Below are 25,116 nucleotides of genomic sequence, written 5' to 3' on the forward strand. Positions count from 1 at the left end.
GCTTCGCTTGGCCGGGACGACCAAGCGGAGAGATTGCGCTTCGCTCCATCCGGGCTACGATGATCCCAATCAAGAACGATTGGGAGAACGCCCATGTCTTCGTTGTCCGGCAAGCAGGGTCCGCGCTATCGGCATATCGCCGGAGAATCTGATCCCTACGAGACCATCGCCGTCGAGAAACTGACGCCGATCATCGGTGCGGAAATTTCCGGTGTCGATATCGGCAAGCTCGTCTCGGACGATGCGCGCTCCAATCGGCAGATGGACGAGATCCATCGCGCGCTCGCCGAAAATCTCGTGATCTTCTTCCGCGACCAGCACATCAGCCCCGACCAGCACCTCGCCTTCGGCCGCAAGTTCGGCGAATTGCATGTGCATCCGGCCGCGCCCAACGAGGGCGATCCGGCGCTGATGAAAATCTATGCCGACAAGGATTCCCCGCGCGCCAACGGCGAGGGCTGGCACACCGACGTGTCCTGCGACGTCGAGCCGCCGATGGGGTCGATCCTTTACATCAAGCAATGCCCGCCGCGCGGCGGCGACACGCTGTTCGCCAACATGTATGCCGCCTATGAGGCGCTGTCGGACCGCATGAAGGCCTATCTCGACGGGCTCACCGCGCTGCACGACGGCGAGCAGACCTATCGCGGGCTCTACGCCAATTACGGCGTGGCCGATCGGGTCGAATATCCACGCGCCGAGCATCCGGTGGTGCGCACCCATCCGGTGACGGGCAGGAAGGCGCTCTACGTCAACCGCGGCTTCACCCGCTTCATCATCGGTGTCCCCCGCGACGAGAGCGACGCCATGCTCGCCTATCTCTACCAGCACGCGGAAAACCCGCTGTTCCAGTGCCGCTTCCGCTGGACGGAAAACGCCATCGCATTCTGGGACAACCGCTGCGCGCAGCACCGCGCGATGTGGGACTACTGGCCGCACACAAGGTCGGGCACGCGGGTGACGGTGAAGGGCGAGAGGCCGGTGTAATTTCGCAGGGTGGATTAGCGAAGCGTAATCCGCCAACCATCGCGCAAAAGCCGGCGGGTTACGCAACGCTAACCCGCCCTACGATTGCATTGCGGCCATGATGCATTCGCGTTGACGCCTCGCAGCGTCTGCGCCAATCTTCGGCAAAAGCAAAACAAAGAACCCGGAGGGTGCCCTATGCTCCGCGCAGAAGACAACAAATTCCTCACCGAGAGCGGTGCAGGCACCGGCATGGGCGAATTGCTCCGCCGCTTCTGGATCCCGGTGCTGTTGTCGGAGGAATTGCCGGAAGCCGACGGCACGCCGAAGAAGATTGTTGTCATGGGCGAGGAACTGCTCGCCTTCCGCGACAGTCGCGGCGTGGTCGGCGTCATCGATCAATATTGCCCGCACCGTGGCGCCAATCTCTGGCTTGGGCGCAACGAGGAATGCGGCATTCGCTGCGTCTATCACGGCTGGAAGTTCGATACCGACGGCCGCTGCGTCGACATGCCGACCTCCTATCCCGACCTCAATGCCAAGGACCTGATCCGCATCAAGTCCTATCCGGTGCGGGAATGGGGCGACATGGTCTGGGCCTATATGGGCCCGGCGGACCAGATGCCCGAATTGCCCGATCTGGAAATGGCGCTGGTGCCGGCCTCGCATCGTTACGTCTCGAAGAAATGGCAGGACTGCAACTGGGTGCAGGCGCTCGAAGGCTCGATCGACACCGCGCATTTCACCTTCGCGCATCTCTCCTTTGAAAAGGAAGAGAACGAGATCCTCGACATCAAGAAGCATTTTGTGAATCCGCTGACACGCGTGGCCACCGACCACATGAGGTGGATCGCCGAGGACCCGCGCCCCGTGATCAAGATCAATCCGCACGAGGCCGGCCTTACGGTCGCGGGCGGGCGGTTGACCGGCTCCGACAATATCTACTGGCGTATCGCCCAGTTCCTGATGCCGGTGCATGCCTATGCGCCGAGCTCGATGCCCGGCGAGAATATTTTCGGCCAGAGTTTCATTCCGGTGACCGATACCAGCTGCTGGATCTTCACCTATGCCTGGAATCCGGAGCGCCCGCTGACGCAGGCCGAGTGCGATGGCTACGACCGCGGCAACGGCGTGATGTCAGAGGTCGACGAGAATTACATTCCGCTGCGAAACAAGGCGAATGACTATTTGATCGATCGCAAGCTGCAGAAGACCCATAGCTACACCGGCATCAAGGGCGTGTCCGAGCAGGACGCCGCCGTGCAGGACAGCCAGGGGCCGATCGCCGATCGCACCCGCGAGCATCTCGGCCCGACCGATCTCGGCATCATGCATTTCCGCAAGCTGGTGATGGATGCCGCGCGCGCACTGCAGAAGGGCGACGCACCGCCGCATCTGAAGCATCAGGATCGTTATGCGGTGCGCTCCGGCGCCTGCGTCACCAGCAAGGCCAAGGACCTGACGGCTGTCATGATCGAGCGGTTCGGCGACGCGGCGGGTTTCGTTGGCCGTTCGGGAAGGGATGCGGCGGAGTAGGGCATACTCTCTCGTCGTCCCGGCGAACGCCGGGACCCATAACCACCAGCGATAATTGTTGAGCGAAAGCCGTCAACCATCGTGTTAAACAACCACCGCCGCGGCGTATGGGTCCCGGCGTTCGCCGGGACGACGATGGAGGGAATCGCTATAGCGGAATCTTCCGATATTCCCGATTGCTCAGGCTTGCTTCTTCCAGATCGAGGTCGCGCTCGATCCGCCGCCTGGTTTCGTCGGTGATCTTGCCGTCGCGCAGCGAGAGATGGATGAATTTCCGCTCCGCTGCGATCAATTCCCGCGTCAGGGCGGTGCCGGCCGCCGAGACATCGTGGCCGTTGGGATCGAGCGAGTCCGGAAGCTGGTTGCTGCGGATTTCATGCCGCGAGCGCAACAGTTTGACGACCTCGTCGGATAGTTCGCGGTCGTCAGTGATGGCGTCGAGCGACCTGAGCGCCGCATCAAGCGCCTCGCGCCGCGCCGCGATTTCAGATTCATGTTCGGCGATATGTTCGGCGCGACCGTCCTTGGTGATGCCGAGCCATCGCACCACCAGGGGCAGGCTTGTCCCCAGGCCCACCAGTGTGATGAAAATGACGCCGAAGGCGACGAACAGGATCATGTCGCGATAGGGAAAGGCCTCTCCGTTCGGCAGCGCGAACGGTAACGCCAGCGCCGCGGCCAGCGAAACCGCGCCACGCACGCCGGTAAAAGCGACCACGAACGACGCTTGCCAGGATGGCGCCGGATCCCGCTCGCGGGTGCGCTTGCTGAGCAGGCGTGGCAAATAGGTTGCGGGATAGACCCAGGCAAACCGCGCGACGATGATGACCACCGCTACCAGTGCGCTGGTGAACAGGATTTCCTGAAGCGGAAACGCCTTCGACTTCTCGTACAGCAACCGCATCTGGAATCCCGTCAGCAGGAACAGCAGGCCCTCGACAAGATAGATCACGAGGTCCCAGAAGAAGATGCCCTGCAGGCGTGTGGCGGACGAGATCAGGAGCGGGCCGTTCCAGCTGATGTAGAGGCCACAGGCGACCGTGGCGATCACACCGGATCCACCGAAATGTTCGGGAATCCAGTAAGCGAGGTAGGGCGTGATCAGGGACAGCGTGATTTCGACCTGCGGATCGCGCGCGCGGTGCCGTGCGCGCAGCGAAAGCCAGCCAACCGCCAGTCCAAACAGGATCTCGCCGATGACGATGGCCACGAAAGTGCCGTTTGCCTTCGGCAGTGAGAACATCCCGGTCGAAATGGCCGCCACCGCGAATCGGTAGAGGATCAAGGCGGTGGCGTCGTTGGCCAGCCCCTCGCCCTCCAGCACCACGAGAATGCGGCGCGGCATGCCGAGCTTGCGGGCTATCGCCAGCGGCGCCACGACATCAGGCGGCGCGACGATGGCCCCGAGCAGGAAGCCGATGCTCCAGGGCAGGCCGATCAGGTAATGTGTGACGCTCGCGACGGCGGAGGCGGTGAAGATCACGCAGCCGACCGAGAGGAGAATGATCGGCCGGAGATTGGCCTTGAACTCGCGCCAGCTCATCGCGACGCTCGCCGAGTAAATCAGCGGCGGCAGGAATACGAGCAGCACCAATTGGGGCGGCAGTTCCACCGTCGGCATACCCGGAACGAAGGCAAGGCCAATGCCGGCGAGCAGCAGCAGGATTGCCGGCGCCACACTGATTCGCCGCGCCAGCAGCGCGACACCGGCCAGCACCGCCAGCAGGATGACATAGATCTGAAATTTGGCTTCCATGATGGCTCCCCTTCGCAAGGAAGCTCTGCAAGGTCAATGCCGTGGGGGTGCTCACGGACGAAGGTCGACGTGGTTTCAGGCCGTCCCTGACAAATTTGTGACGTCAGCATCAGAACCCGCCCGATCAATCCCCCGTACCAGCAAAGACCCTGCGTTGGCAGGCGAAAGAGGGCGGGAGCATTGCGATGAAACATATTGGTCAGCATGCGATTGTAATCGGCGCCAGCATGGGCGGCCTTTTGGCCGCGCGTGCGCTGTCGGATTTTTATGCCGTCGTTACCGTGCTGGAGCGCGATGCGTTTCCGCAGTCCGATATTCCGCGCAAGGGCGTGCCGCAAGGCCGCCATGCGCATGGCCTGTTGGCGCGCGGCCGCAACGTGATCGAGCATTTCTTCCCGGGCTGGACCGACCAGGTCGTCGCCAGCGGCGGCGTCCGCGGCGATATCGCAGGCGACGTGAACTGGATTGGCCATGGCGTCACGCTCAAATCGGCCCCAAGCGATCTGGTCGGATTGCTGGCTGCCAGGCCGGTGCTGGAAGGCCATGTGCGCCGCCGCCTGATGGCCTTGTCGAATGTGCGCGTGATCGAGAATTGCGCCGTGCAGGAGCTGATCGCCGACGACAGCAACGCGACAATCAAGGGCGTCCGCGTCAAGATCGGTAACGGCGCCGAGCACCGCATCACGGCCGATCTCGTGGTCGATGCGTCCGGCCGCGGCTCGTCGAGCCCGGCCTGGCTCGAGAGTTTTGGTTTCGCCAAGCCGGAAGAAGAGCGGATCGAGATCGGGGTAGGCTACACCACGCGACACTATCGCCGCCGCCCAACCGATCTTGACGGCAAGCTTGCGGTCGTGGTCGCCGGCAGCGGGCCGAACTGGCGCAACGGCGTCGTGCTGTACCAGGCCGAGGACCGCTGGATCGTCTCGATCGGCGGCTATTTCGGCGATCATGCCCCCGACGACGACCAGTTGTTCGCCGCCTATGCCGGCTCATTGCCGACGTCTGACATCTACGACATCGTCGCCCATGCCGAGCCGCTCGGCGATTTCGTCCGCTATCGCTATCCGGCGAACTTGAGGCGACGCTATGAGCGGCTGGCGCGTTTCCCGAATGGCTATCTGGTGTTCGGCGACGCCTTGTGCAGCTTCAATCCGGTCTACGGCCAGGGCATGACGGTGGCGGCGCAGGAAGCGATGCTGCTGCGCGAATGCCTCGATGCCGGCGTGGCCGATCTGGCGCGGCGCTTCCTCGCCCGCGCCGCTGATGTGATCGATACGCCCTGGAACATTGCCGTGGGCAACGACCTCCGGCACCCGAAGGTCCAGGGGGCGCGCCCGGCGAAAGTACGCTTCATCAACTGGTATATCGGCAAGCTGCACATGGCCGCGCGTTACGACGCAAAGCTGGCGACCGCCTTTCTCGAGGTCGCCAATCTGGAGGCGTCGCCGACACGGTTGCTGCAGCCGGCCGTGGTGATGCGCGTGATCCGGGGCAACCTTGGCCGCCGCAGCGGCGGCACGGTGGCTGCATCGGCCGGTGTGCAGGTCTGAGTGGATCTTACGCGCGCAGATCGTAGCGATAGGATTTGGACACGATCTTCCAGCCGTCGTTCAATTTCATCGCCACCAGATAATCGGTGAAATAACGCGGCGGCAATTGGCAGCGCACCTTGATGAAGGCGGTCTGATCATCGGAGCGGTCGATCATGACGATGAAATCCTCGCGCGGCTTGCCCTCCGCCTTGGCGGACGGCCGCTTCCTCATCCAGTTCAGCCAGGCAGGCAAGTGAAGAACCTGCAGTTCGCCTTTTTCCAGCGAACGCAGGTCGGCGGAGGGATGGAAGATCGCGGCCAGCTTGTCGGCATCCCCCTCGTGGACGCCATCAAAATAGTGTTGGACGACCGCCTCGACGGTAGAACGATCAAGACTCACGGTTTGTCCTCCCGCAGGATTCTACCCGGTTCGCAAAGCCCTACTCGCGCAGATCGTAACGGTAGGATTTCGAGACGATCTTCCAGCCGTCACGCAGTTTCATCGCCACCAGATAATCGGTGAAATAGCGCGGCGGCAACTGGCAGCGCACCTTGATGAAGGCGGTCTGATCATCGGAGCGGTCGATCGTGACGATGAAATCCTCGCGCGGCTTGCCTTCAGCCCTGGCGGAGGGGCGCTTGCGCACGCGATCGAGCCAGTCCGGCACGGTCAGCACCTGCAACTCGCCCTTCTCCAGCCAGCGCAAATCGGCGGTGGCGTCGAAGATCGCGCCGAGCTTGTCGGCATCGCCCTCATACAGGCCATCGAAATAGTTCTTGACCACGGCTTCCACGGTCGATCGGTCGTGACTCACGGCAGTTCCTCCCGGCGAAAAGAAATTTGTCGAGCTGAATTAAGCCACGAACCGCTTCATTGCGCTAGGCTGACCTCATCACGGTTGCGAGGAGTTGCAGGTGACGGGTTCAGCAAAATCGAATACTCGCATTCTTGCCGGAGAATGCTTTTGCCGCGCGGTCAGCTACGCCGTGGCTGACGAGTTCGGTTACGCCTTGAACTGCCATTGCTCGAATTGCCGGCGCACCACCGGTGCGGCATTCAAGCCGTTCGCCGGCATCGCGCGCGACAAATTCAGCGTCACCAGGGGCGAGGACGATCTCATGATCTATGGCGACGAGGCCGCCCACGACGCGCATTGCCGAAAATGCGGCTCGTTGCTCTATTCGGTGGTGCGTGAAGGCGCTTTCGTCCATGTCGCTATGGGCACGCTGGTCGACGATCCCTCGATCCGCCCGACCGCTCACATTTTTGTCGGCTCCAAGGCACCGTGGTTCGCGATCACGGACGACCTCCCGCAATACCGGGAGCATGTCGTGCCGCGTTGAGCGGCTCACGCTGCTCCGGGAATACATGCCCGTCGCCGGAGGTTCATATCTGGACGGGAAACCTGGCGGAAAAGGTGATCGGCCATGGCCGAACCGACGGGGCGCTGGCCCGACTAAGGATATAGCGAGGCACAATTCACGTCCGCGTGGATCGTGACCTAACTCACAAAGCCGGGCTGTGGCTTCTGATAGGCAGTCCGGTGTGGTAAAAAAGTACGAGGCTCCGAGGAGTCATGATGATGTCTGGATCGCAAAAGTTGTGCCGATGGGCACTTGCAGCCGCCGCCTTCCTGTTGGCGAGCGGGCCGGCTTTTGCCGAAAAACGCGTGGCGCTGGTGCTCGGCAATTCCAATTACCAGAACGTCGCACCGCTGCCCAATCCGGTTAACGATAGTTCGAAAATTGCGGCGACGCTAAAGGACGCCGGTTTCGACGTCGTCGACTCCCGCCGCGACCTGCCGGCGGCCGAGACCCGTCGCGCGCTGCGCGACTTCGCCGATCGCGCGCGCGATGCCGACATCGCGGTGGTCTATTACGCCGGCCACGGCATCGAGGTGGACGGCGGAAACTACCTGATCCCCGTCGATGCGCGGCTGGAACGCGACACCGACATCTATGACGAAGGCCTCTCGCTTGACCGCATCCTGATCGCGATCGAGCCGGCCAAAAAACTGCGCCTGGTGATTCTCGATGCCTGCCGCGACAATCCGTTCGCCCGGACCATGAAGCGCACGGTTGCTTCGCGCGCGATCGGGCAGGGCCTGGCGAAGGTCGAGCCGACCAGCCCCAACGTCCTGATCGCCTATTCGGCCAAGGCTGGCTCTACCGCGGCCGATGGTGACGGCAAGAACAGCCCGTTTACGACGGCACTGTCGCACCATTTGACGAAGCCCGGGCTCGACGTGCGCCGCGCGTTCGGTTTCGTGCGCGACGAGGTGCTCAAGACCACCAACAATCGGCAGGAGCCCTTTGTGTATGGTTCGCTTGGCGGTGAAGACGTGCCGCTGGTGCCGGCGCCTCGTCCGGCGCCCGCAGCGGCGGCTCCTGCGCCGGCCCCCAGTGCGCAGGCCGAAGCCCGTCGCGACTATGAACTCGCGCTGCAGATCGGCAACAAGAGCGCGCTCAACGCCTTCCTCGTGCAATATCCCGATGGTTTCTACGCGAGCCTTGCCAAGCTTCAACTCGACAAGATCGTCGCCGAGGAAACGCGTGTCGCGGCGACCGAAAAAGCGCGGCAGGCCGAACAGGAGAGGGCGCGGCTCGCCGCCGAGGGGGCCCAGAAGTCGCAACAGGCAAAGGCCGAGGCCGAAGCCAAGGCCGCCGAGCAGGCGCGCATCGCGGCTGAAAAGGCCAAGCAGTGGGCGCAGGACCAGGCGGCCGCGGCCGAACAGAAGCGCGTCGCCACCGAAAGCGCCGCCGCCGACAAGGTTGCTGCTCCAGCGCCCGCTGACGCTGACAAGGACAAGGCGGTGAACGTTGCCGCGCTCGCCGCGGGGCCGCCGCAAGCCGACGTCACCAAGTCGGTGCAGGCCGAATTGCGACGCGTCGGCTGCCTGACCGGCAGCGCCGATGGCAACTGGAACAGCGCCTCGCAGCGATCGCTGACGCAGTTCAACCGCTACGCCGGAACCAGGCTCGACACCAAGGTCGCCAGCGTCGATACGCTCGATACGCTCAAGCTGAAGTCGTCACGGGTGTGTCCGCTGGTCTGCGAGCATGGCTTCCAGGCCGATGGCGACCGCTGCGTCAAGATCACCTGTGCCGAGGGCTCGTTCCTCAACGACGATAATGAATGCGAGAAGCGTCGCGCCAAAAAGCCGGTGGCAACGCGCGACAGGCCGGAACCGCGGCGGGTTCCGGAGGCACGGGAAGGTCGGAAACCGAGGCAGGTTATTGTGACGCGTTCTCAGAACCCGAATGCACCGGGGATGTCATCCAGCGGTCGTCCGCTTACCGGCCTCGAACGCCAGCAGGGTTGCACTGGCTACCAGGCCATTATGTCGGGCGTGTGCCCGTAACGGCGGCCGGCATCAGATCAAGTCCACATTGGCGCCGTGACAGCGGGGCCAATTGCTTTCAAATCGCGCTCGCCGCGATGTTCACCATCAGCGCCAGCAAGGCCGTGTTGAACACGAAAGAAATGATGCCGTGCACGGTCGCAGTGCGGCGGATGATCTTGTCGGTGATGCCGACATCGGAAACCTGTGCGGTCATGCCGATTACGAACGAGAAGTAGACGAAATCCCAATAGTCTGCCTCGGCATGTGCGTCACCGCTTGGAAACAGCAGGCCGCCCGGCTTTTTGCCGCGATAGAAATCATGCGCGTAGTGCAGCGCAAAGGCGATGTGAACAAGTACCCATGACAACGCGATCGTCGCCACCGCCAGGATTAGCCCGGCCTTATTGCCTTTCGAGACGCCGAGCTCGAACACGATCGCGCCAAGGCTCGCGAGGGCACCGAACACGGTCAACAACAGGATCAGGAAGCGCCCGTCATCCTGCAACAGTGCGCTGCGGCGGATATGGGCGACCTCACAGCGCAGCATCATGATGTAGGCAAGTACGAGATAGAATGCGGCGAAGACATCCCAGCCGACGATGAGACGTGTCACCAGCCGCCGTGAATCAGGCAGCAGGAAGAAGACGGCGGCGCCGAGCGCGATCGCGATGAAGGTCCGCGGCCGTCCGTAAACGACGCGGACCGGCATTGGCAGGTTCCGGAAGCGAACAAGGCCCTCGTCGAATTCCTTGCTCATCCGCTGCCTTCCTATGCGCTAGTTCTTGCGATCCGCGACGAAGTGCGCGGCTGCCCGCAACATGTCCCCCTTCGCCCCGAAGATCGACAGCGCGGAATCAGCGCGCGCCAAGAGATCGCGCACGCGCTGCTTGGCGCCGTCGATGCCGAGCTGGGTGACGAAGGTGGTCTTGCCGAGCGCCGCATCGGCGCCGGCCGGCTTGCCGAGGGCTGCGGCGTCGCCCTCGACGTCGAGCAGATCGTCGGCGATCTGAAATGCCTCGCCGAGCGCGCGGCCGTAATCGTCGAGCGCCTGGTATTCCTTCTGTGAGGACTGGCCGAGGATCGCGCCTGCGATGCAGCCATAGCGCAACAGCGCGCCGGTCTTCATCTGCTGCACCCGTGCTACGTCGACCGGCTCGCGGTCGCCGAACCGGCCTTCGCCGGCGAGGTCGAGGATCTGGCCGCCGACCATGCCGCCTATGCCGGAGGCGCGCGCCAGCGCCCGCGTCAAGAGCAGGCGCACCGTGGCGTCCTTGTGGATCTCGTCGCGGGTGACGATGTCGAACGCCAGCGTCAGCAGACCGTCACCGGCGAGGATCGCTGTGGCGTCATCGGTCTTCTTGTGCAGGGTGGGCCGGCCGCGGCGCAGGTCGCTGTTGTCCATCGCCGGCAGGTCGTCATGGATCAGGGAATAGCAATGGATGCATTCCAGCGCGGCGCCGCCAAGCAAGGCAGCGTCCCGCGGAACCCCGAACACGGCCGAACTTTCGACCACCAGAAAAGGGCGCAGTCGCTTTCCGCCGTTGAGGCTGGAATAGCGCATCGCGTCCATCAGCCGTTTCGGCCGCGCGATCTCGTCCGGCAACAGCGTGTCGGACAGCAGCTTTGCCAGCAGGGCTTCGGTGTCCTCCGCGGTCTGGTCCAGGCGTTTGGTGAAATCGGCTGTGGCGGTGGTCATTAAGAATAGCTCCAGATCAATTTGGCCGGACAATCGTTGATGGCAACGGCTTCGTCAATTCCATGACGGAGGTCACAAAAGCGCTGGAAAACGCACTAGATATCATGGAGATGTCACGTGGGTGGGGCCTATTGATCGCCCCGGGGCCGGCTTGGGCTGAACCGGAAGCATCCAATTTTGCGCATTCTCCGAATTTTAGTGCTGATCCTGCTTGCGGTGCTGTTGCTGCCTTATCTGGTGACGCCGTTCTACCGAACCGGCCATCCGGTGTCGGCGCTGATGGCCTGGCGCTGGCTTAAGGGCGCGCCGGTGTCCCGGCAATGGATCGATTTCCATGCGATTTCGCCTTACCTGCCGCGCTCGGTGGTGGGCTCCGAAGACGCCAAATTCTGCAGCCATCGCGGGGTCGATTGGGGCGCGCTGCAGGACGCGATCGACGACGCCGAGGACGGCGAACCTGCCCGCGGCGGCTCGACCATCACCCAGCAGGTGGCCAAGAACCTGTTCCTGTGGCCGGGCCGCAGCGTGGTCCGCAAGGCACTGGAACTGCCGCTTGCGATGTGGATCGATTTTGTGTTGCCCAAGCAGCGGATCCTGGAAATCTACCTCAACATCGCCGAACTCGGCCCGTCCGGGCAATTCGGAGCGGAAGCGGGATCCCTCTACGCGTTCGGCCGCTCGGCCGCGACGCTTTCGGCGCGCGAGGCCGCCTTGCTGGCGGCGATCCTGCCCAACCCTGGCAAGCGCAGCGCCCGCAATCCAGGTCCCGCGGTGCGCCGTCTGGCCGGGATGTATATGGCGCGGGCCAATGCGGCGGCCTTGCAGCGCTGCTGGAGCGAAAATCGTGCTTTTTGAGCCAATTTTCGGCCCCTTTAACCGCAAGCTGGCCTAGCTTTACGCCATCCCATCCTCTATAAGCGCGGCCTTATCGGCATCGCAGCCCCTGCGCGCAGCGCTGGGCCGTCCGGTTTCGGACGATGCCTCCGACAACACCCCTAGAGGATCGTTATGGCCGTTCCCAGAAGAAAAACATCGCCCTCGCGGCGTGGCATGCGCCGCTCGGCGGACGCACTGAAGAAGCCGACCTATGCCGAGGACAAGGATTCCGGCGAACTGCGCCGTCCGCACCACCTCGACCTGAAGACCGGCATGTACAAGGGCCGGCAGGTGCTGAAAAAGAAGGAATCCTGATCGGGTTCGGGGATAAGGCGCGGCTTCCGGCGGCGTCTGCCCGAATTTGGCCAACGAGTGGGGCCAACGGTTCCATTGGGGCGAAGCGATGCTTCGCCCGGGGGACGTTCCGGTTATCCTAGGAAGGCGCGATACCCATGGTCGGTTTTCCGCTGCTTCTGATTCCGCTCGCGATCTACAACATCATCGTCTTCCTGATGCCCAGCGTATCGTTCACCGATCCGCTGGTGAAGCTGACGTTGATGTCGGGCGCGGAATGGACGGTGACGCTGAGCGACGTGCTGCTCACGCTCGGCATCCTGCTGCTGCTCGCCGAAGTCATCAAGGGCGCGCGCCCCGGTGCGAAATACCTCACCGACCATCTGCTGTCGCTGATCGTGTTCGGCGCCGCGGCGGCCGAGTTCGTGCTGTGGCCGAAGTTCGGTACCTCGACCTATTTCCTGATGACGGCACTGTCGCTGGTGGATTTCCTCTCTGGCCTTGCGTTGCGAACGCGCCGCCGTGCAGTTGCGGCGGCGCCTGTACCTGCACCTCCGCCAAAAGCCGCCGAACCTCCGCCAAAGGCAGCCGAAAAAGTCGAGCCACCGGCCGAGCCTCAATTCGACCCCGCGCCGGCCGCCGCACCTGCGCCTGTTGCGCCATCGGTGCCGCCGGCAGCCTCTGTTGCCGAATCCGTGTTGAAGGATCACCCCGAGCCGAAACCGGTGCCGCCCGCCATCGCACCCGAAGCGGCCCCGCCGAAAACGCCGTCTCCGGAAGTCCATTCTCCGGAAGTCCATTCACCGGAAGTCTCGTCGCCGGAAGTCCGGTCACCGGAGGTCCCGTCGCCGGGACTGCAGCCGGGTCCGAGCTTTCCGCCATCTCCGGATAAGCCGGACACACCTCAGCGCTGATCTAGATGGTTTGCCGCGTCCGGAAGCCGGTGCCAGACCGCCGGATCTGGCTGGCGCCATAGGCCGTCTGTGCATCTGCCAGCGAAGCCCGCCGGAGGCTGCGGGTTTGCGGGGCCCGGTCGGCAGTCGCGATCAGCTGCGCGACGAAGGTTGGATCGGGCCGTGGCGCCGGTCTCGACGACCAGTGCACGTGGGTCACCGGCACCAGCTCACGGGCCGGCTCGTCGAGGTTGACGAACTCGCCGTCCAAGATTTCGTCTGATCGATCGATATCCAGCATCGCACACCGTAACCTAAACTGTCACGTTTTGGGACGTTACGCCCCCACTGCGATCTGACCTCGCAAGGCCTATGCCGCTTCCCCCCGTTTCGTTCCGGCCGGGCCCGGAAAGTCTGTGAAACATGGTTTCCGGATTATTTATGAACTTGAACTAGCTTGGCGTTGGAAAGAGCCACTATCCTCAAACGGCGGGAATCACCGGCGGTGTCCCGAATCGAGGCGTCCCGATGCCCCCTGTCCCGCAAGCCTCCAGCATCCTTGCCTCGCTAGGCCAGGCGGCCTTCCTCTGGGACCTGACAGCGGACACTATCGCCTGGAGCGACAATGCCGGCGTGGTCTTCACCGATATTCCGGCGGAGGCGCTGGTCAGCGGCGCTGGGTTCGCCAGGCTGATCGAGCCCTCCCGTTCGATCCGCAACGAGGCGCTCGCTCAATCGGCGCCGGCGCGGGGCAACGAAGGCGTCGCCTACCGGATCGAATATGGCGTACGGGCCGCGGCCTCGGCGCCCCTGATCTGGATCGAGGAGACCGGTTGCTGGTTTGCGGGGCCCGACGGCAAGCCGGTGCGCGCGCAAGGCATCGTCCGTGTCAACAACGAGCGTCACGCCCGCGACGAACAGCTCATGCGGCTTTCGAGAAATGACCCGCTGACCGGTGAACTTAATCGCACGCATCTCGTCGCCGCGCTGGCGGAAACGATCGAAGAAACCATGCGTTTCCGGTCGGCTTGCGCCTTCATGTTGATCGGCATCGATCATCTGGCGCGCGTCAACGATGCCTTTGGCTTCGACGTGGCCGACGCCGTCATCGCCGAAGTCGGAAAACGCATCCGCGCCAAGCTGCGCGGCGGCGACATGCTCGGCCGGTTCTCCGGCAACAAGTTCGGGCTGATCCTGAGGAACTGTACGGTCGACGACACCAATACCGCGGCCGAGCGCTTCCTGGCAGGGATCCGCGACGACGTGATCCCGACCAAGTCCGGCCCGGTCTCGGTGACCGCCTCGATCGGCGCGATCACCATCCCGCGCTACGCCCGCAATGCCGATGAGGCCATCAACCGCGTCCAGGAAACACTCGATGGCGCCAAGCGCCGCCGCGCCGGATCGTTCTCGCTGTGGCGTCCGAATGTCGAACGCGACGCCCAGCGCCGCGTCAACATCCGCGTCACCGACGAGATCGTCACCGCGCTGAACGAGCGCCGTATCGTCACCGCGTTCGAACCGGTGGTCGAAGCGCGCTCGCGGCAGCCGGCATTCTACGAGTGCCTGGTGCGGATGGAGCAGGAGAACGGGCAGGCGCTGCTGGCGCCCGATATCGTCCCGGTCGCCGAGCGACTGGGGCTGATCCGGCTGGTCGACCACCGCGTGCTCGAACTCGCGGTTGCCGAACTTGCGGCGTCGCCGAACGTGCGGCTCAGCCTCAACATCTCGCCCGACACCACGATGGACCCGGACTGGTGGACTTCGATCGAATCGCTGATGCAGGCCTATCCCGGCGCCGGCGAGCGGCTGATCGTCGAGATCACTGAAACGGTCGCGATCCAGGATATCGACGATGTTCGTGGCTTTGTGACCCGCTTGAAGAATTTCGGCAGCCAGATCGCGATCGACGATTTCGGCGCCGGTTACACTTCATTCCGAAACTTGCGCAAGCTCGGCGTCGATATCGTGAAGATCGACGGTGCCTTCGTACAGAACATTGCACGCTCCGCGGACGATCGCGCCTTCGTGCATACGCTGATCGATCTGGCGAACCGCCTGCAGATCAAGACGGTGGCGGAATGGGTGCAGGACGAGGAAGCCGCCGTGATGCTGCGTGAATGGGGCTGCGATTACATCCAGGGCCGCCTGATCGGACTGGCCTCGCCGGAACGGCCGTGGGCTGCGCCGGCGGCTGAAACAGTGTTGCCGGCGGCGGGGTAGTCACGCGTAGCCCGGATGAAGCGAAGCGCAATCCGGGAAAACTCAGGCCGGTTGATAGACTGCCCCGGATTTCGCTGCGCTCCACCTGGGCTACGGCCAAAAACGTGGATGGCCGGGACGAGCCCGGCCATGACGAGAATTCCAACCAGTTTCAGCAGAGAAGATCACTCTTCCTTCTTCGGCTCTTTCGACATGCGCTCCAGGCGCTCCTGCATGTCCTTCATCTGGCGGCGAAGATCGTCGATATTGTCTTCGTCTGGCGCCGGCTCCGGCATCTTCTCCGGCTCGGGCGACGTCGATCCGGGGCGCGGCGGCACGAACGGCTTGAACATCGAGAACGTCTGCTGAAACAATTCCATGTTGCGGCGGACATGTTCCTCGAGCGGCGCAAACGGCGTTCCACTGAACGTGTTGGTGAGCTGCTTGCGGAATTTTTCCTGTTCGCGCGTCAACGTGTCGATCGACTGCTCCAGATATTTCGGCACCACCATCTGCATGCTGTCGCCGTAGAAGCGGATCAACTGCCGCAGGAAAGTGGTCGGCAACAAATTCTGTCCGGCCTTGTTTTCCTGCTCGAAGATGATTTGCGCCAGCACCGAGCGGGTGATGTCATCGCCGGTCTTGGCGTCGTAGACGAGAAAATCCTCGCCATCCTTCACCATCGCCGCGAGATCCTCGAGCGTCACATAGGTGCTGGTGCCGGTATTATAGAGCCGCCGGTTGGCGTATTTCTTGATGGTCGTGGGTTGGTCTGACTTTGCCATAAGCTCACACAATACACCGAGAGCGGGGAACCCGACGGCATCGCCGAAGGGCAGACGAGCAACGCAACGCAGCAAAGTAAGCATTTTCAATGCCGTTCGGCTACCGTTTTGTGCGGCACGGTTAATTCCAAGGCATGGACGCTGCTATGGAAACCCTCATGGGGATCAATTTGAATGCGCCGCGGCAGGATTTTGGGCTCTGGCCGATTGACATGGGTCAACGGGGTTAACAGGATAAGGTGAGAGACAGGCACGCCGTCCGGCCGCCCGCCGTCAAAAGAAACCTCAACCACAGGAGATGTCCATGTCAGACGATGTCGTCATCGTCAGCGCCGCCCGCACCCCGGTCGGCAGTTTCAACGGCGCGTTCGCCACCACCCCGGCCCATGACCTCGGCGCCATCGCCATCAAGGCCGCACTGGAGCGCGCGGGCATCGAGCCGGGCCGCGTTTCCGAAGTCATCATGGGCCAGATCCTGACCGCAGCGCAGGGCCAGAACCCGGCCCGCCAGGCCTCGATCGCTGCCGGTATTCCGGTGGAAAGCCCGGCCTGGGGCGTCAACCAGCTCTGCGGCAGCGGCCTGCGCACGGTGGCGCTCGGCTATCAGGCGCTGCTCAACGGCGATTCCGAAATCGTGGTCGCCGGCGGCCAGGAATCCATGAGCATGGCCCCGCACGCGCAATATCTGCGCGGCGGCGTCAAGATGGGCGGCCTCGAACTGGTCGACACCATGATCAAGGACGGCCTGTGGGACGCCTTCAACGGCTACCACATGGGCAACACCGCCGAGAACGTCGCCCGCCAGTACCAGATCACCCGCGCGCAGCAGGACGAGTTTGCGGTTCACTCGCAGAACAAGGCCGAGGCGGCGCAGAAGGCCGGCAGGTTCAAGGACGAGATCACACCCGTCACCATCAAGACCCGCAAGGGCGACATCATCGTCAGCGACGACGAATATCCGCGCCATGGCGCGACCATCGACGCGATGGCGAAGCTGAAGCCGGCTTTCGAGAAGGACGGCACCGTCACCGCCGGCAGTGCGTCCGGCATCAATGACGGCGCCGCGGCAGTCGTGCTGATGACCGCCAAGCAGGCCGCCAAGGAAGGCAAGAAAGTGCTCGGCCGCATCGTGTCGTGGGGCCAGGCCGGCGTCGATCCCAAGATCATGGGCACCGGGCCGATCCCGGCTTCCCGCGCCGCGCTGAAGAAGGCGGGCTGGAACATCGGCGACCTCGACCTGATCGAGGCCAACGAGGCGTTCGCGGCGCAGGCCTGTGCGGTCAACAAGGACCTCGGCTGGGATACCGGCAAGGTCAACGTCAATGGCGGCGCGATCGCGATCGGCCACCCGGTCGGTGCGTCGGGCGCGCGCGTGCTGGTGACGCTGCTGCACGAGATGCAGAAGCGCGATGCCAAGAAGGGTCTCGCCACGCTGTGCATCGGCGGCGGCATGGGTATCGCGATGTGCATCGCACGCGACTGAACTAAAGGCAGAGTGACTGGTTGAATGATGAAAAGATCATCTCGCAGCCCGATCTCGAATTGGTAAAGATGAAATGCCCGGTCTCGCGCCGGGCATTTTCATCTCCGCAAGCGTTTTCAAGAAACGCTGCAAAGCCTGAAGATTCGTCAAAAGACCGGGACAATTCCGGCGTATTAAAAAGACCATCAAGGAGGACTACGACATGGCACGTGTTGCATTGGTTACGGGGGGTACGAGGGGCATTGGAGCTGCGATCAGCAAGGCGCTGAAAGCAGCCGGCTACAAGGTGGCGGCGAGCTACGCCGGCAATGACGCCGCGGCCGAGAAGTTCAAGTCCGAGACCGGCATTCCCGTCTACAAATGGGACGTCAGCTCGTTTGACGCCTGCGCCGCCGGCGTCAAGCAGGTCGAGGCCGATCTCGGACCGGTCGACGTGCTGGTCAACAATGCCGGCATCACCAAGGATACCGCCTTCCACAAAATGACACTTGAGCAGTGGACCGCGGTCATCAATACCAATCTCGGTTCGCTCTTCAACATGACGCGTCCGGTGATCGAAGGCATGCGCGCCCGCAAGTTCGGCCGCGTCATCTCGATCTCCTCGATCAACGGGCAGAAGGGCCAGTTCGGCCAGGTCAATTACTCGGCGGCCAAGGCCGGCGATATCGGCTTCACCAAGGCGCTGGCGCTCGAAAACGCCAAGGGCGGCATCACCGTGAATGTGATCTGCCCCGGCTACATCAACACCGAAATGGTGCAGGCGGTGCCGAAGGAAGTTCTGGAAAAGAACGTCATTCCGCAGATTCCCGTCAATCGCCTCGGCGAACCCGAGGAGATTGCACGCGCAGTCGTGTTCCTCGCTGCCGACGAGGCTGGCTTCATCACGGGCTCGACGCTGACCGTGAATGGCGGCCAGTATCACGCGTGATATTGGCTTGTCGTCATTGCGAGGAGCGGCTCATCCGCCGTAGCTCAAAGAGTGAAGGCGGATAGCGACGAAGCAATCCATTTTCGGTATGCAAGAATGTTGGATTGCTTCGGTTCACTCGCAATGACGTGCCAATGACTCCCCGTGCCGCTACGCTGATCGGACTGACCGCGATCCTGATGTGGTCGCTGCTGTCGGTGCTGACGGTTGCGACCGGAAAGATTCCGGCGTTCCAGCTCGCCGCCATGACGTTCGCGATCGGCGCGCTGGTCGCATTCGCCAGCTTCCTGTTCCGGCCCGCCGCCTTCAATGCGCTCAAGCAGCCGCTGGTGGCCTGGGTCGTCGGCGTCGGCGGCCTGTTCGGCTATCACGCGCTGTATTTCCTCGCGCTGCGCTTCGCGCCGCCGGCCGAAGCGGGGTTGTTGAACTATCTCTGGCCGCTGTTGATCGTGCTGTTCTCGTCGCTGCTGCCCGGCGAACGTCTGGCGCCGCATCACATCGTCGGCGCGCTGCTCGGGCTTGCGGGCACGGTGCTGCTGTTTGCCGGCAATGGCGCGAGCTTTGCGCCCGGCCAGATACCGGGGCTTGCCGCAGCCTTCGTTGCCGCTTTTGTATGGGCGGCCTATTCGGTGATGTCGCGCAAGCTCAAGGCGGTGCCGACCGATGCGGTGGCGGGCTTCTGTCTCGCCACAGCGCTGCTCGCCGCGCTCGTGCATGGCATGGTCGAGACTACGGTGTGGCCTGAGACGGTCGGGCAGTGGCTGGCGATCATTGCGCTTGGCGTTGGCCCCGTGGGGGCTGCGTTCTTCGTCTGGGACATCGGCATGAAACGCGGCGATATCCGCGTGCTCGGCGCCGCGTCCTACGCGACGCCGCTATTGTCGACGGCGTTTCTGATCTTGGCCGGTTATGCGCAGCCGACCGCCACCATCGCCATCGCCGCGATCCTTATCGCCGGCGGCGGCCTGATCGCGGCGAAGGACATGGTGTGGAAGACGAATCCGTAGGGTGGGCAAAGCGAAGCGTGCCCACCATTCAAGGATACATGTGTAGATAGAGGGTGGGCACGCTGCGCTTTGCCCACCCTGCAGACTTTACGTTGGCTCCCAACCTTTCGGCGCCAGCTCGAATTTCGCAAATTCGAATCCTGGCGCGACGGTGCAGCCGACCAGCGTCCAGTCGCCATTGCTTTCGGCCGCCTGCCAGGCATGCGGCGGAACGATCGCCTGCGGCACTTCGTCGGCAGCGAGATTGGGGCCGAGCTTGATGCTGCGCTGTCCCTCGTCATCAGAAATTTGCAGGCTTAGCGACGCGCCCGCGTAGTAGTGCCAAACCTCGACCGCATCGATGCGATGCCAGTGCGAGCGCTCGCCGCGCGCCAGCAGAAAATAGATCGCGGTTGATCGCGAGCGTCCATCGGCATCCATGCTCTGGTCGCGAAAGGTCTCGCGATAATGGCCGCCTTCGGGATGCGGCTTCAGGTCAAGCTGCGCGATGATGTCGGCGGCGGCTTTCGGCAGCGCCATCAGGACTTGTTCTTGCGTTCGCGCAATTCACCGAACACTTTTTCGGCGCTCGCGCCCTTCATGTGCAGCTTCGCCGCCACCGACGGTTCGTCGGCGCGCAGGAACACGTTGGCTTTCTTTTCCTCGCCCAGCAGCACCGGGATCGTCGGCTTGTTCTCGGCACGCAGTCGCGTCACTTCCTCGGCGCGCGCCTTCAACGCGGGGTTATCGCCGTCGACCGTGAGCGCGAACTTGACGTTCGACGCCGTATACTCATGGCCGCAATAGAGTTTGAAATCGTCCGGCAGCGCGCGCAGCTTCAACAGCGAATCCCACATCATGGGATAATTGCCCTCGAACACCCGGCCGCAGCCGATCGAGAACAGCGTGTCGGCAGCGAACACCGCCTTTTCGGTGTCGAACACGTAGGAGATATGATCGAGCGTGTGGCCAGGTGTTTCCAGCACTCGCGCCAGCAGGCTGCCGACCTTGATCACATCGCCATTGATGGCGCGCAGGTCGACATTGGCGATCTTGGTGGATTTGTCGTTGGGAGCGACGACCCGGCAATTATATTTCTGCTTCAATTCGGCGACACCGCCGACATGGTCGTGATGGTGATGCGTGACGAGAATATCCGTCAGCGTCCAGCCCTCGCGCTCCAGCGCCTTGATGATCGGGCCGGCTTCCGGCGCGTCGATCGATGCGGTGGCCTTGGTCGCGGGATCGTGGATCAAATAACCGAAATTGTCGCTGAGGCAGGTGAAGGTGCGAATTTCCGCGGCCATGATAGCTCCGTGGTTAAGGCTTTCAGCCCCATGAGATCATGATGCGATTTGATAGAACCGCATCATGATCTCATCTCATTGTTTGAGCATGATCTTTTCGGAAAACCGGTTTCCACTTTTCCGGATCATGCTCCAATTCTAAAAGAAATATGGCGTTAACGCTTGCGCGGCAATGCCATTTTCGGCGCGCCGCAACGAAACACGGTGTGGTAGATTGCGCCCATGACCATCGACGTCATCGATCTCCGCGATTTCTATTCGCAGCGCCTCGGCATTGTGGCGCGGCAGTTGATCAATCGTGGCATCCGGGCGCGCTGGCCCGATGCGGCCGGGCAGCGCGTGCTCGGGCTGGGCTACCCGACGCCCTATCTCGGCCTGTTTCGCGAGGATTCCGAGCGCTGCATCGCCTTCATGCCGGCGGCGCAGGGGGTGTTGAAATGGCCGACGGCGCGACCGGCGCTGGCGACCCTGATCGATGAGTTTTCGATGCCGCTGCCGGACGCCGCGGTGGACCGCATCCTGCTGGTTCATGCGCTGGAAATGTCCGACGATCCGGAGCGGCTACTGCGCGAGGTGTGGCGGGTGCTGGCGCCGTCGGGGAGGCTGATCGCTGTCATCCCGAACCGGCGCGGCGTGTGGACGCGCACCGACAACACGCCGTTCGGCCACGGCCGGCCCTATTCGCGCGCGCAGATCACGCAATTGCTGCGGCAGACCTGGTTCACGCCGGCGGCATGGGGCGAGGCGCTGTTCCTGCCGCCGGTCGGCAATAGCTGGTTTTTGCGGTCGGCGATGGCGTGGGAGCGCGTTGGCGCCGCGCTATCGTTGCCGTTCGCCGGTGTGCATATCGTGGAGGCGACCAAACAGGTCTATCGCGCGATCCCCGCGGGGCGCGAACGCACGCGGTTGATTCCGTCGCTGGAGCCGGTGCTGGTGCCGTCGTCGACGGCGACAAGGGATAACGCGTAGTCTCTCAACGGGTCGTCCCCGCGAACGCGGGGACCCATAACCACAGGCGATATTTGTTTGAAAGGTCGTCGATCCGCGTGCCTCAAACGAGGGCCGCGGCGTATGGGTCCCCGCGTTCGCGGGGACGACGAGATAGCGGGCGTTGCCGCTAGCTACTCATTCCCCGGGTTGAAATCTTCGCCGGGGGCGGCAGGCGCGGCCATGCTGTCGGGGCGCGGGCCATGCGGCCGGCGGCGCCGGCGCGGGAAACGCTCACCGCCGCGGCCCTCTTCATACCCGCCCGGTGCGCCGTTCACCTGCGGCTGCGGGCCGGTGATGAAGGAGGGCAGGCGATCGACGCCACCGCCGGTGTCGGCAATCACCGGCTGCGGCTGGGACTGGGGTTGCGGCTGATATTGCGGCTGCGGACGGTGCTCGCGTTCGCGATGATGCTCGCGCGGCTGCTGGTCGCGGTAAGGCTGGCCGTCGCCGCGCTGATCACGCGGATTGTTGTCGCGGACGTAGGGCTGCGGCTGCTGCGGGGCGAAGCCCGGTTCCTGGCCGAAATGCGAGAAGCTCTCGCCATCGTCGTCGCCGTCTTCCGTCGTAGGCTGCATTTCGGTGTCGACGCGCGGCTGCGGCTGGTTCTGCCGGAACTGCTCCTGCGCGGCTGCGATCAGGCGGAAATAATGTTCGGCGTGCTGGTAGTAGTTCTCGGCCGCGACCGGGTCGCCGGAAGAGCGCGCGTCACGCGCCAGCTGAACGTATTTTTCGGCGACGTGCGAGGCGGTGCCGCGGATCTTGATATCGGGCCCGTTCGATTCGAACACCCGGGTCATCGGGTTTTGACCGCGCCGGTTATTGTTGTTGCTGTTGTTGTTGTTGTTATTATTCCGGTTACGCATCCGCTTGTTGTTCTGACCGTTTCTCATGTCTCGCCTTTATTCCAGCCCTGAAGTTATGCAGTTGCCGTCGTAGCCTGATCCGACCCGGCGCGCGCCGAGGTGCACCGAATCACGATGCCGTTCAGATTCATGTCGTCGATTTCGCCAACCATCGCGTTCAGCAAAGACGCGTTCCCCAACCGGCGGCGTACATTCGCCCGCCGGACCAAAATCGTTCAGCCTGCCAAAACCAGCCTAATCGTCTTGCGTGACGGCTTCGCGTGACCAGCTGTTGCGTAAGTCTTCAAGCGCAATATCAGGCTTTCGTTCGCTTTACGGTCGAGAGCAGCACAGCTCCAGCTATTGCGCTCAATTCGACCTGCTTTTGGAACCTTTCACCCGGCGGGCTCTCGTTTCGAGAACTCTGGCCTCACCCGCATCGTCTTACGGGGCCAGTAACCCTGGACCGATGTTGTGGCCGGAACGTAGTCGCTCCCGGGGAATATTCCAAGGGGTTTTTTTGCGTTCCAAAAGGACTTTATCGGGCCATTTTGTGGCCCGCCACCGCCCTCGGAATGCCCGCCAGGTCCGCTTTGGGGGCTGTTGCGGGCGTTAACCCTGCCGCTGTCATCAGGGCTTCAATCAGGCCGCTTTGGTCTTGTCCGGCTTCGACGACCAGGAGGGCGCCCGGCGCCAAAAGACGGGCTGCCTGGGGAATCAGCGTGCGGTAGGCGTCCAGCCCGTCGGCGCCGCCGTCGAGCGCGGCCAGCGGATCGTGATTCGCCACCTCCGCCGCCAGACCGGCAATGTCCGACGAGCGGATATAGGGCGGATTCGAAACGATCAGATCGAACAGGCCAGCCAATCCGCTCGCATAATCGCAGGCGATGAATGTCGCGCGATCCGACAGGCCTGCGCGCGCGGCGTTGGACTTGGCGGTTTGCAAGGCTTCCTCCGAAATGTCGGTTCCGAATCCCTTCGCTGCAGGCAACTCGGACAACAGCGCCAACAGAATTGCACCTGAACCGGTGCCGAGATCGGCGATACGCAACGAACGATCGAGTTCGCCGCCTGCGCGCAGCATCTGCAGCGCCAGTTCGACTACCGTCTCGGTGTCCGGCCGCGGCACCAGCGTCGCGGGCGAAAGTTGCAGCGGCAGTCCCCAGAATTCCTTTTGCCCGAGAATACGGGCGACCGGTTCGCCCGCGAGGCGACGGCGGGCGAATTCGTCGAGGCGTGCCGACTCGTCCGAGGTGAGTTGGCGCCGTGCGGCCGATATCAAGCCGGTCAGGTCGAGGCCGAGTGCATGGCCTGTCAGAATCCGCGCGTCGAGTTCGGCCGAATCGATGGCGGCGGTTTTGAATTGTGCGGTAAGTGCGCGCCGCGCGGCCTCGACAGTTTGGTCGGCGAAATCCGTCATGCGGTGTTCTCGCGCAAATCCCCCCACACGTCGTCCCTGCGAAAGCAGGGACCCATACGCCGCAGCCTTTCGATTTGGGCGGTGTGGGTCGATATCTTGAGTAACAAAGAACGCTGGTGGTTATGGGTCCCTGCTTTCGCAGGGACGACGGTGAGGTTGCCGCTCACGCCGCAGCGCCTTGCGCTGCAAGCTGCGCGGCCTGGTGCTCGGTGGTCAGCGCGTCGATCAATTCGCCCAGCGCTTCGCCCGAAATCACCTGCGGCAATTTGTAGAGCGTCAGGTTGATGCGGTGGTCGGTGACGCGGCCTTGCGGGAAATTATAGGTGCGGATGCGCTCGCTTCGATCGCCGGAGCCGACCTTCTCCTTGCGGTCCGCGGACCGCGCGGCATCGACGCGCTGCCGCTCGGCGTCATAGATGCGCGAGCGCAGGATGTTCATCGCGGAGGCACGGTTTTTATGCTGCGAGCGACTGTCCTGCATCATGACCACGATGCCGGTCGGGATGTGGGTGATGCGGATCGCTGATTCGGTCTTGTTGACGTGCTGACCGCCGGCGCCCTGCGCGCGCATGGTCTCGATCCGCAAATCGTCGGTCTTGATGTCGACGTCGACATCCTCGACCTCGGGCAGCACGGCGACCGTAGCCGCTGAAGTGTGAATGCGCCCCTGCGTTTCGGTGTCGGGCACACGCTGCACCCGGTGTACGCCGGATTCAAACTTCAGCTTGGCGAACGCGCCGCGGCCCTGCACCTCGGCGACGATTTCCTTGTAGCCGCCCATGGTGCCTTCGGAGGCCGAGATCACCTCGACCTTCCAGCCCTGCAAGGCAGCAAACCGCTCATACATCCGGAACAGGTCGCCGGCGAACAATGAGGCTTCGTCACCGCCGGTGCCGGCGCGGATTTCCAGCATCACGTTGCGGTCGTCCATGGCGTCCTTGGGCAGCAGCGCCACGCGAATCTTCTGCCCCAGTTCGGCCACCCGTGCCTGCAGCGTTTCGAGCTCGGCTTCGGCCATGCTGCGCATTTCGGGGTCGGTGGCGGAATCCGCCAGCAGCTGTTCGGCGCCCGAAATCTCGGCCCGCGCCGCGCGATAGTCCTTCACCGCATCGATCAGCGGGTTGAGCTCGGCGAGTTCGCGCGTGATCTGGACGTATTTTTCGGAATTCAACTGGCCCAGCAGTTCGGCCTCCAACGAGGCGTGGTGGGCGAGCAGGATATCGAGTTTGGCTTCGGGTAGCATGGCGTGGTTCTCGGGAGGCGGGTGCGGACGGTTGAGT

25 protein-coding genes are annotated in these 25,116 nt (G+C 63.2%); 13 read left to right on the plus strand and 12 right to left on the minus strand.

From position 1 onward, the window contains the following. The first annotated feature begins 93 nt into the window (after window positions 1–93). Together V1283_RS39460 and V1283_RS39465 are read left to right on the plus strand one after the other, a co-directional pair. Window positions 94–987 carry a TauD/TfdA dioxygenase family protein gene (locus V1283_RS39460; protein WP_334391962.1) on the plus strand — a complete coding sequence of 298 codons (894 nt, stop codon included), beginning with the start codon at window positions 94–96 and terminating at the stop codon, window positions 985–987. Window positions 988–1,164: 177 nt separating this feature from the next. Further along, window positions 1,165–2,502 carry a Rieske 2Fe-2S domain-containing protein gene (locus V1283_RS39465; RefSeq protein WP_334391963.1) on the plus strand — a complete coding sequence of 446 codons (1,338 nt, stop codon included), beginning with the start codon at window positions 1,165–1,167 and terminating at the stop codon, window positions 2,500–2,502. A gap of 148 nt (window positions 2,503–2,650) precedes the next feature. Here V1283_RS39465 and V1283_RS39470 read toward each other — a convergent pair whose 3' ends face one another. Then, window positions 2,651–4,258: a Na+/H+ antiporter gene (locus tag V1283_RS39470; protein WP_334391964.1), complete on the minus strand. Its 1,608-nt coding sequence runs from the start codon at window positions 4,256–4,258 to the stop codon at window positions 2,651–2,653. A 185-nt stretch (window positions 4,259–4,443) separates the two neighbouring features. Here V1283_RS39470 and V1283_RS39475 point away from each other — a divergent pair, with 185 nt between their 5' ends. Continuing rightward, the gene (locus V1283_RS39475) at window positions 4,444–5,808 is read left to right on the plus strand and encodes an NAD(P)/FAD-dependent oxidoreductase (RefSeq protein WP_334391965.1); all 1,365 of its coding nucleotides are present in this window, start codon (window positions 4,444–4,446) and stop codon (window positions 5,806–5,808) included. Between the two features lie 7 nt (window positions 5,809–5,815). On the opposite strand, the gene V1283_RS39480 is transcribed toward V1283_RS39475, so the two are convergent. Together V1283_RS39480 and V1283_RS39485 are read right to left on the minus strand one after the other, a co-directional pair. Continuing rightward, window positions 5,816–6,190, minus strand: a complete 375-nt coding sequence (locus V1283_RS39480) for a nuclear transport factor 2 family protein (protein WP_334391966.1) — start codon at window positions 6,188–6,190, stop codon at window positions 5,816–5,818. 40 nt (window positions 6,191–6,230) lie between these two features. Continuing rightward, window positions 6,231–6,605, minus strand: coding sequence for a nuclear transport factor 2 family protein (locus tag V1283_RS39485; RefSeq protein WP_334391967.1), 375 nt, complete (start codon window positions 6,603–6,605; stop codon window positions 6,231–6,233). Between the two features lie 100 nt (window positions 6,606–6,705). On the opposite strand from V1283_RS39485, the gene V1283_RS39490 reads away from it, so the two are divergent. Next, a complete protein-coding gene (locus V1283_RS39490; RefSeq protein ID WP_334391968.1) occupies window positions 6,706–7,134 on the plus strand; it encodes a GFA family protein in 429 nt (142 codons plus the stop codon). A 239-nt stretch (window positions 7,135–7,373) separates the two neighbouring features. Next, window positions 7,374–9,152, plus strand: a complete 1,779-nt coding sequence (locus V1283_RS39495; protein ID WP_334391969.1) for a caspase family protein — start codon at window positions 7,374–7,376, stop codon at window positions 9,150–9,152. Between the two features lie 58 nt (window positions 9,153–9,210). Here the strand turns inward: V1283_RS39495 and V1283_RS39500 are convergent, their stop codons facing one another. Together V1283_RS39500 and V1283_RS39505 are read right to left on the minus strand one after the other, a co-directional pair. Continuing rightward, complete coding sequence (locus tag V1283_RS39500; RefSeq protein WP_334391970.1) at window positions 9,211–9,891, minus strand: DUF1345 domain-containing protein; 681 nt, start codon at window positions 9,889–9,891, stop codon at window positions 9,211–9,213. A gap of 18 nt (window positions 9,892–9,909) precedes the next feature. After that, window positions 9,910–10,830, minus strand: coding sequence for a polyprenyl synthetase family protein (locus tag V1283_RS39505; protein ID WP_334391971.1), 921 nt, complete (start codon window positions 10,828–10,830; stop codon window positions 9,910–9,912). Between the two features lie 177 nt (window positions 10,831–11,007). Here V1283_RS39505 and mtgA point away from each other — a divergent pair, with 177 nt between their 5' ends. The 3 genes from mtgA to V1283_RS39520 all read left to right on the plus strand — a co-directional run bounded on the left by mtgA (window position 11,008) and on the right by V1283_RS39520 (window position 12,914). Then, window positions 11,008–11,685 carry a monofunctional biosynthetic peptidoglycan transglycosylase gene (gene mtgA, locus V1283_RS39510; RefSeq protein ID WP_334391972.1) on the plus strand — a complete coding sequence of 226 codons (678 nt, stop codon included), beginning with the start codon at window positions 11,008–11,010 and terminating at the stop codon, window positions 11,683–11,685. A 153-nt stretch (window positions 11,686–11,838) separates the two neighbouring features. Next, the gene (gene rpmF, locus V1283_RS39515; RefSeq protein WP_028347701.1) at window positions 11,839–12,021 is read left to right on the plus strand and encodes a 50S ribosomal protein L32; all 183 of its coding nucleotides are present in this window, start codon (window positions 11,839–11,841) and stop codon (window positions 12,019–12,021) included. Window positions 12,022–12,158: 137 nt separating this feature from the next. Then, window positions 12,159–12,914, plus strand: coding sequence for a hypothetical protein (locus V1283_RS39520; RefSeq protein WP_334391973.1), 756 nt, complete (start codon window positions 12,159–12,161; stop codon window positions 12,912–12,914). A gap of 1 nt (window position 12,915) precedes the next feature. Here the strand turns inward: V1283_RS39520 and V1283_RS39525 are convergent, their stop codons facing one another. Then, a complete protein-coding gene (locus V1283_RS39525) occupies window positions 12,916–13,194 on the minus strand; it encodes a hypothetical protein (RefSeq protein WP_334391974.1) in 279 nt (92 codons plus the stop codon). 227 nt (window positions 13,195–13,421) lie between these two features. On the opposite strand from V1283_RS39525, the gene V1283_RS39530 reads away from it, so the two are divergent. After that, window positions 13,422–15,116, plus strand: a complete 1,695-nt coding sequence (locus V1283_RS39530; RefSeq protein ID WP_334391975.1) for a bifunctional diguanylate cyclase/phosphodiesterase — start codon at window positions 13,422–13,424, stop codon at window positions 15,114–15,116. Window positions 15,117–15,280: 164 nt separating this feature from the next. Here the strand turns inward: V1283_RS39530 and phaR are convergent, their stop codons facing one another. Next, on the minus strand, window positions 15,281–15,880 hold the full coding sequence (phaR, locus tag V1283_RS39535; protein WP_334391976.1) for a polyhydroxyalkanoate synthesis repressor PhaR: 600 nt from the start codon (window positions 15,878–15,880) through the stop codon (window positions 15,281–15,283). A 304-nt stretch (window positions 15,881–16,184) separates the two neighbouring features. On the opposite strand from phaR, the gene V1283_RS39540 reads away from it, so the two are divergent. The 3 genes from V1283_RS39540 (at window position 16,185) to yddG (ending at window position 19,298) form a co-directional block, all read left to right on the plus strand. Then, entirely contained in the window at window positions 16,185–17,363 is a 1,179-nt protein-coding gene (locus V1283_RS39540) for an acetyl-CoA C-acetyltransferase (protein ID WP_334391977.1), read from the plus strand. Window positions 17,364–17,565: 202 nt separating this feature from the next. Continuing rightward, window positions 17,566–18,291 carry an acetoacetyl-CoA reductase gene (gene phbB / locus V1283_RS39545; RefSeq protein WP_334391978.1) on the plus strand — a complete coding sequence of 242 codons (726 nt, stop codon included), beginning with the start codon at window positions 17,566–17,568 and terminating at the stop codon, window positions 18,289–18,291. A gap of 134 nt (window positions 18,292–18,425) precedes the next feature. Continuing rightward, window positions 18,426–19,298: an aromatic amino acid exporter YddG gene (yddG, locus tag V1283_RS39550; protein WP_334391979.1), complete on the plus strand. Its 873-nt coding sequence runs from the start codon at window positions 18,426–18,428 to the stop codon at window positions 19,296–19,298. 87 nt (window positions 19,299–19,385) lie between these two features. Here yddG and V1283_RS39555 read toward each other — a convergent pair whose 3' ends face one another. Together V1283_RS39555 and gloB are read right to left on the minus strand one after the other, a co-directional pair. Continuing rightward, window positions 19,386–19,817 carry a cupin domain-containing protein gene (locus V1283_RS39555; RefSeq protein WP_442895816.1) on the minus strand — a complete coding sequence of 144 codons (432 nt, stop codon included), beginning with the start codon at window positions 19,815–19,817 and terminating at the stop codon, window positions 19,386–19,388. Next, a complete protein-coding gene (gene gloB, locus V1283_RS39560) occupies window positions 19,817–20,584 on the minus strand; it encodes a hydroxyacylglutathione hydrolase (protein ID WP_334391980.1) in 768 nt (255 codons plus the stop codon). The genes V1283_RS39555 and gloB overlap by 1 nt, the downstream gene beginning before the upstream one ends. A 222-nt stretch (window positions 20,585–20,806) precedes the next feature. Between gloB and V1283_RS39565 the strand changes: the two genes are divergently transcribed. Continuing rightward, window positions 20,807–21,553, plus strand: coding sequence for a methyltransferase domain-containing protein (locus V1283_RS39565; RefSeq protein ID WP_334391981.1), 747 nt, complete (start codon window positions 20,807–20,809; stop codon window positions 21,551–21,553). Window positions 21,554–21,705: 152 nt separating this feature from the next. On the opposite strand, the gene V1283_RS39570 is transcribed toward V1283_RS39565, so the two are convergent. The 3 genes from V1283_RS39570 to prfA form a co-directional block, all read right to left on the minus strand. Next, on the minus strand, window positions 21,706–22,464 hold the full coding sequence (locus V1283_RS39570) for a DUF4167 domain-containing protein (protein WP_334391982.1): 759 nt from the start codon (window positions 22,462–22,464) through the stop codon (window positions 21,706–21,708). A 490-nt stretch (window positions 22,465–22,954) separates the two neighbouring features. Next, window positions 22,955–23,836 carry a peptide chain release factor N(5)-glutamine methyltransferase gene (gene prmC / locus V1283_RS39575; RefSeq protein WP_334391983.1) on the minus strand — a complete coding sequence of 294 codons (882 nt, stop codon included), beginning with the start codon at window positions 23,834–23,836 and terminating at the stop codon, window positions 22,955–22,957. A gap of 163 nt (window positions 23,837–23,999) precedes the next feature. Continuing rightward, window positions 24,000–25,079, minus strand: coding sequence for a peptide chain release factor 1 (prfA, locus tag V1283_RS39580; protein WP_334391984.1), 1,080 nt, complete (start codon window positions 25,077–25,079; stop codon window positions 24,000–24,002). Between the last annotated feature and the right edge of the window lie 37 nt (window positions 25,080–25,116).

It is taken from the genome of Bradyrhizobium sp. AZCC 2262 (genome assembly GCF_036924535.1).
GTDB lineage: Bacteria > Pseudomonadota > Alphaproteobacteria > Rhizobiales > Xanthobacteraceae > Bradyrhizobium.